Source organism: Paracraurococcus ruber, assembly GCF_004353985.1.
Classification (GTDB): domain Bacteria; phylum Pseudomonadota; class Alphaproteobacteria; order Acetobacterales; family Acetobacteraceae; genus Paracraurococcus; species Paracraurococcus ruber.
The window spans coordinates 1-5,341 of the sequence record NZ_SMOA01000332.1; the positions used below are offsets into that span (position 1 = coordinate 1).

The 5,341-nt window shown below is 68.2% G+C and carries 2 protein-coding genes and 4 pseudogenes; 2 read left to right on the forward strand and 4 right to left on the reverse strand.

Annotated elements, in window-relative coordinates:
* The 3 genes and pseudogenes from E2C05_RS34915 to E2C05_RS28345 all read right to left on the reverse strand — a co-directional run.
* Positions 1-109: pseudogene (locus E2C05_RS34915) on the reverse strand (hypothetical protein); the annotation flags it as partial.
* Between the two features lie 78 nt (positions 110-187).
* The gene (istB, locus tag E2C05_RS28340; protein WP_133222996.1) at positions 188-1,060 is read right to left on the reverse strand and encodes an IS21-like element helper ATPase IstB; all 873 of its coding nucleotides are present in this window, start codon (positions 1,058-1,060) and stop codon (positions 188-190) included.
* A pseudogene (locus E2C05_RS28345) lies at positions 1,060-1,617 on the reverse strand (Mu transposase domain-containing protein); the annotation flags it as partial. The pseudogene E2C05_RS28345 and the gene istB, both read right to left, overlap by 1 nt.
* A gap of 259 nt (positions 1,618-1,876) precedes the next feature.
* On the opposite strand from E2C05_RS28345, the gene E2C05_RS28350 reads away from it, so the two are divergent.
* Positions 1,877-3,103, forward strand: a complete 1,227-nt coding sequence (locus E2C05_RS28350; RefSeq protein WP_133222997.1) for an IS110 family RNA-guided transposase — start codon at positions 1,877-1,879, stop codon at positions 3,101-3,103.
* Positions 3,104-3,195: 92 nt separating this feature from the next.
* On the opposite strand, the pseudogene istA reads toward E2C05_RS28350, so the two are convergent.
* Positions 3,196-3,888: pseudogene (gene istA, locus E2C05_RS28355) on the reverse strand (IS21 family transposase); the annotation flags it as partial.
* A 423-nt stretch (positions 3,889-4,311) separates the two neighbouring features.
* Between istA and E2C05_RS28360 the strand changes: the two are divergent.
* Positions 4,312-5,117: pseudogene (locus tag E2C05_RS28360) on the forward strand (IS3 family transposase); the annotation flags it as partial.
* Between the last annotated feature and the right edge of the window lie 224 nt (positions 5,118-5,341).

The following is a 5,341-nucleotide window of genomic DNA, read 5'->3' on the forward strand; positions in this document are numbered from 1 at the left end:
CGGCGAAGGTCCGCTGCGGGCATTCCGCCGTGACGCAGCGAAAGCGACGCACCTGCAAATGCAGCTCCACGGCTCGACCGTGGGAGGGCAGGTCCAGAAGGCGTCGCCGGTAGCGGCTGTGTCAACGGGCCGCGGAAACTCCCCAGAAGTGGGCCGGTAAAATTCCCCGCTGGCTGGGCGTCGGTGATCAGCCGACGTGTTGATCGACGGCTCCCTGGATTTTCGGTGGGCGGCCGCGTCGCCGAGGCGGTAGCGCCGGTGGCGGCTGGATAAGGGCTTTGGAGCGGACGTGCTCGGGGACGAGTTCCGCATGCTGACGGAGGCGGTAGCTGGCGCCCTCGATCTGGACGACAACGGCGTGGTGGAGGAGGCGGTCGAGCAGCGCGGTGGCGACGACGGGGTCGCCGAAGATCTGGCCCCATTCGGCGAAGCCGCGGTTGGAGGTCAGGATCATGGCGCCCTTCTCGTAGCGGGCGTTGACCAGCTGGAAGAACAGGTTGCCGCCGCCGGGCACGACCGGGAGGTAGCCGATCTCGTCGACGATCAGCAAAGCGAAGCGGCTGAAGAAGCGGATCTTCTCGCGGAGCGAGCCCTCGCGCTCGGCCCTGGCGAGGGTGCCGACCAAGTCGGCGAGGCTGACGAAATGCACGCTGCGCCCGGCCTTCACCGCCTCGATGCCGAGGGCGATGGAGAGGTGCGACTTGCCGGTGCCGGGCGGTCCGGTGAAGTGGACCACTTCATGGCGGGTGATGAAGTCGAGCCCGGCCAGGGCGAGGATGCGGTTGCGGTCGAGCGAGGGCTGGAAGGCGAAGTCGAAGCCGGCGAGGGTCTTCATGGTCGACAGCCTGGCCATGACCAGGGCGGTCTTGATGCGGCGGTTCTCGCGCAGCGTCAGCTCGTCGACCAGCAGGGTGTCGATGGCCTCGAGGGTGCCGATCTCGCCGCGCTCGACCTGGCGGAGCACGGCATCGAGGCATTCGAGGGCGCGGGGCATGCGCAGCCCGACCAGGCTGCGCTTGATGCGGTCGACGGTGGACAGCGTCGGGTCTGCGCCGGGCATCAGGCGTTGCCCTGGACGGCCAGGGCCCGGCCGACGGCATCGTAGAAGTCGAGCGAGCGGCGGGCGACCTGGTCGCCGGCGCGCGACATCACGACCGGCGTGTCGGCGCCACCGCGGCTGGCGCGTGCCGCGGCTCTGCGATGGGCCGGGTCGACGCGGGTGTGGCCCCGGCCCTCGAGCGGGATGTGGCTGGCGATGATCACGCCGTCCTCGAGGATGCGGATCTCGTCGACCAGGGAGTGCACCTCCAGCACGCGGCGCCGGGCGGTGTCGGGGACGCTGTAGGCATTGCCGCCGACGCTCACCATGCCCTCGTGCGAGACCCGGCGCTCGAGCTTCAGGACGGCGCGGTAGGGGCCGACCGGCGACCGCAGCGTCGGACGCTCCTCGGCGAAGGCCTCGTTCACCACGCGCCTGGTGGTGGCGTGCACCCGCGGGTTGGCGACGGTGTCGAGCCAGTGCCGCAGCTGCTGGTTCAGGTCGTCGAGATTGCGGAAGCTGCGGGCGAGGAAGAAATCCTCGCGGATGTAGCGGAAGGGCCGCTCCACCTTGCCTTTATCCGGCATGTTGGCCTTGGTGTCCTGATGTCCCTGCTGTCCCGCCTTCGGGTCAGCGCTATGGTGAGACCATCCGGGACATGGGGCGCCGGGAGCACGCAAGTGCGGGCAGGCCGACGACAAACCATGGGCTTCGAGCCCGAGCCTTTATGTGGCCGCCCCTGCGGCTCGCCCGGATGCGCTGCGAGCGCGGATCCGTAGTTGCCGTGTTGCCCGTCAGCTCCCGTGAGGTGACCAGTAAGGCACAGGAGGCAAGCCGGTGAGAGTCGTAGGACTGGATATCCACCGCGTATTTGCCGAGGCGGTGATGCTGGACGATGGCAAGGTGGTCCGTTTGGGCCGCATCGGCATGACGCGGGACCATCTCGGGGCGTTCGCCCGGACCTTGACCCATGACGATCATGTCGTGGTGGAGGCCACCGGCAATGCCGCGGCCGTGGTGGAGGTGATCTCCCCGCACGTCGGACGGGTGGTGATTGCCAATCCGCGGCAGGTGCGGATGATCGCGCACGCCAAGATCAAGACCGATACGATTGATGCGACGGTGCTGGCCAAGCTCTACGCCAGCAACTTCCTACCCGAAGTCTGGGTACCTGACGCTAAGACGCAGGCGCTGCGAAGGCAGGTGACGCGGCGCAACCAGATCGTTCGCCAGCGGGTGCGCCTCAAGACGATCACCCAGTCCATCCTGCACGCTCACCTGCTACCGCAGTGTCCGCATGCTGACCTGTTCGGCAACCGCGGCCGGAACTGGCTGCTGGCCCAGGTCCTGCCGCCCGATGAACGGGACGCGGTGGAGCGGCACCTGCGGGAGTACGACCGCCTGGGAGAGGACCTGAAGGTGGTGGAGCGGGAGCTGGCCCGCGACGCGCTGGCGGATGCCAATGTCAAGCGGTTGATGACCATCCCAGGCATCGACATGGTCGTGGCGCTGGGGCTGTCCGCTGCCATCGGGCCGATCACTCGGTTCAAGGGACCCGACCAACTCGTCTCCTACATGGGCCTGAACCCCAGCGTCTATCAGTCCGGCGAAGGGCGGCCACAGCACGGGCGCATCACCAAGCAGGGTCGGGCCCATGCCAGGACCATGCTGGTGGAGGCGGCCTGGCAGGCGGTTCGCGGCCCGGGCCCGCTGCGGGCGTTCTACCAGCGGATCTCGGCGCGACGGGGCAACCACGTCGCTGCCGTGGCTGTCGCTCGCAAGCTGGCGGTGATCCTGTGGCACATGCTGACCAAGGGCGAGGACTATGCCGGGGTCCGGCCCGCCCTGCATGCCAAGAAGCTGCGCGACCTCGAACTGCGCTCGGGACAGCCAATGCGCCGTGGCCAGCGGGGTTCGGCCTATGAGTACAACCTGACCCGCACCCGGCAGGAGGAGAAACGACGGGCTGAGCAGTCGGAGGTCGCCTACAGAAGGCTCACCGAGGGCTGGACCAAGCGGGGTCGGAGGGCGCCCATGGGCGCCGCAAAGGAGGAGCGACCGTGATGGCTGCGCGGCAGGGCTCGCACCTCATGCCCTGCTCTGTGCCGCGCGGTCACCCATGGGCAGGGAGAAAATAGCAGCTCGCCAGCAGAAAGGGGCTGTTCAATCTCATCCGTGGTCTTGGCGCGGTAGGGACGGCAGGCCCTGGGCTGGAAGCCGTAGTGGCGCGCCAGGTCGAGCAGGCTGCGGTTGTAGATGACCAGCCCGTCGGGATCCTCGCCGGTGACGGCAGTTTTCATCCGGTCGTACAGGATCTCGCGCGGCGCCCCGCCGATCGCCTCGAAGGCGGCGACATGGCAGCGCAGGACTCTCTGCAGGTCCTGGTGCTGGACGAAGCGGGCCCAGATCAGCCGCGAATAGCCCAGCACCATCGAGAACAGCCAGACGATGCGCTTGCTGCCCGGGTCGTCGGTGAAGGTCACCTCGAAGCGTGCCAGGTCGACCTGGGCCTGCTCGCCGGGCGGCGTCTCGAAGCGGACCTCGAAGACCTGCGGCTGTTGGGGCCGCAGCCCCTGCACGGCGCGCTTGACCGCGGTGTAGCCGCCGGTGAAGCCGCGCTCGCCGAGCTCGCGCAGCAGCCGGGTGGCGGTCAGGCCAGGATAGGCCGCCAGCCGCTCGCGCAGGTAGTCGAGGTAGGGGTCGGTCACCCGTGCCCTTGGCTGCCGCGGTCCGTAGACCGGCGGCTCCAGGCCGCGGGCGATGTATTTCCGCACGGTCTTGCGGTCGATGCCGAGCTGGCGGGCGATGGCCGTCGGGCTCAGGCCCTGCCGGTGGAGTTCCAGGATCATGACGGTGTTCCCAAGTCGCAGCACCGATGTGCCCCCTCCAGCCCTGGGGGCAGTCTCGGCGACAGCGTGACCGGCACCTGCCGGGGCTAGCCCCGGCAGGTGCCGGTCACGCAACGAAGTGGGGAAGTTTCGCGGCCCACATCAGGGGAGGATTCAACGGCCGCTGACAGGCTGTGCACGCGGCGGGACAACTCGCCACAGATTGGGCAGGCGCTCACCATTGCCGCTGGATGCGCTGAGATGGTGATGCGGTCCGCGCCGGTCTCGACGGTGTCGACCACGAGACCGGATGGCAACAGGGGGCGTGGGTCGAGCAGAGGCATCGCTGGCGGTTCCTCACCGATGACACCCGCATCCAACGCCCACCCTGCACGGAATCTGCGCCAGAGCCCCTATTCCACGCCGAATCACAGCCGGGCGGCCGAGGCGGATGTCGAGAAGCTGCACGCCAAGATCGGGCAGTTGGTGGTGGAACGGGATTTTTTGGCGAAAGCGTCCGGTCGATGAGCCTGGAGCGGCGGCGCCAGATGATCGAGCCGGAGCACCTGCACCTGTCGGTGGTGCGGCGATGCGAGCTGGTCTCGATCAGCCGGTCGGGGTTCTATCACCGGCCGACAGGCGAGACGGCACTGAACCTCGAGCTGATGCGGCTGATCCACGCGCAGTTCCTGGAGACACCCTGGTACGGCTCGCGGCAGATGGCGCGGCACCTGCGGCGTGAGGGTTACGTGATCGGCCGCAAGCGCATCCGGCGGCTGATGGCGAAGATGGGCCTGACGCCGATCTACCAGCGGCCGCGGACGACGGTGCCGAACCCCGAGCACCGGATCTTCCCCTACCTGCTGCGGGATATTGCGATCAGCCGCCCCAACCAGGTCTGGTGCGCCGACATCACCTACCTGCCGATGCGGCGCGGCTTCCTCTACCTGGTCGCGGTGATGGACTGGGCGACACGCAAGGTGCTGGCCTGGCGGGTGTCGAACACCATGGAGGTGGAGTTCTGCCTGGAGGTGCTGGAGGAGGCCCTGGCGCGGTACGGTCGGCCCGAGATCTTCAATACCGACCAGGGCAGCCAGTTCACCTCGCCGCGGTTCACCGGCCTGCTGCAGCAGGCCGGGGTGCGCATCTCGATGGACGGCCGCGGTCGCTGGATGGACAACGTGTTCATCGAGCGGCTGTGGCGCAGCCTGAAGTACGAGAGCATCTACATCCACGCTTTTGAGACCGGCTTGCTCTGTTGGAACCCTCTGCGCCTCCTGCTGGTTCGGTCCACTTTTGGCGGAGGCCGGAGACCAGCGATGCGGAGGATGTCGAAGTCGGCGGTTCGGGTTGCCCGGGAGGCGCTGGCGGCGGGTCGGGCCGCCCTGCCCGAGTATGGCAGCCGGTTCTCGCGTCGGGACTACACGCAGGCTCAGCTCTTCGCCCTTCTCGTGCTGCGGCAGTTCCTCCGGAC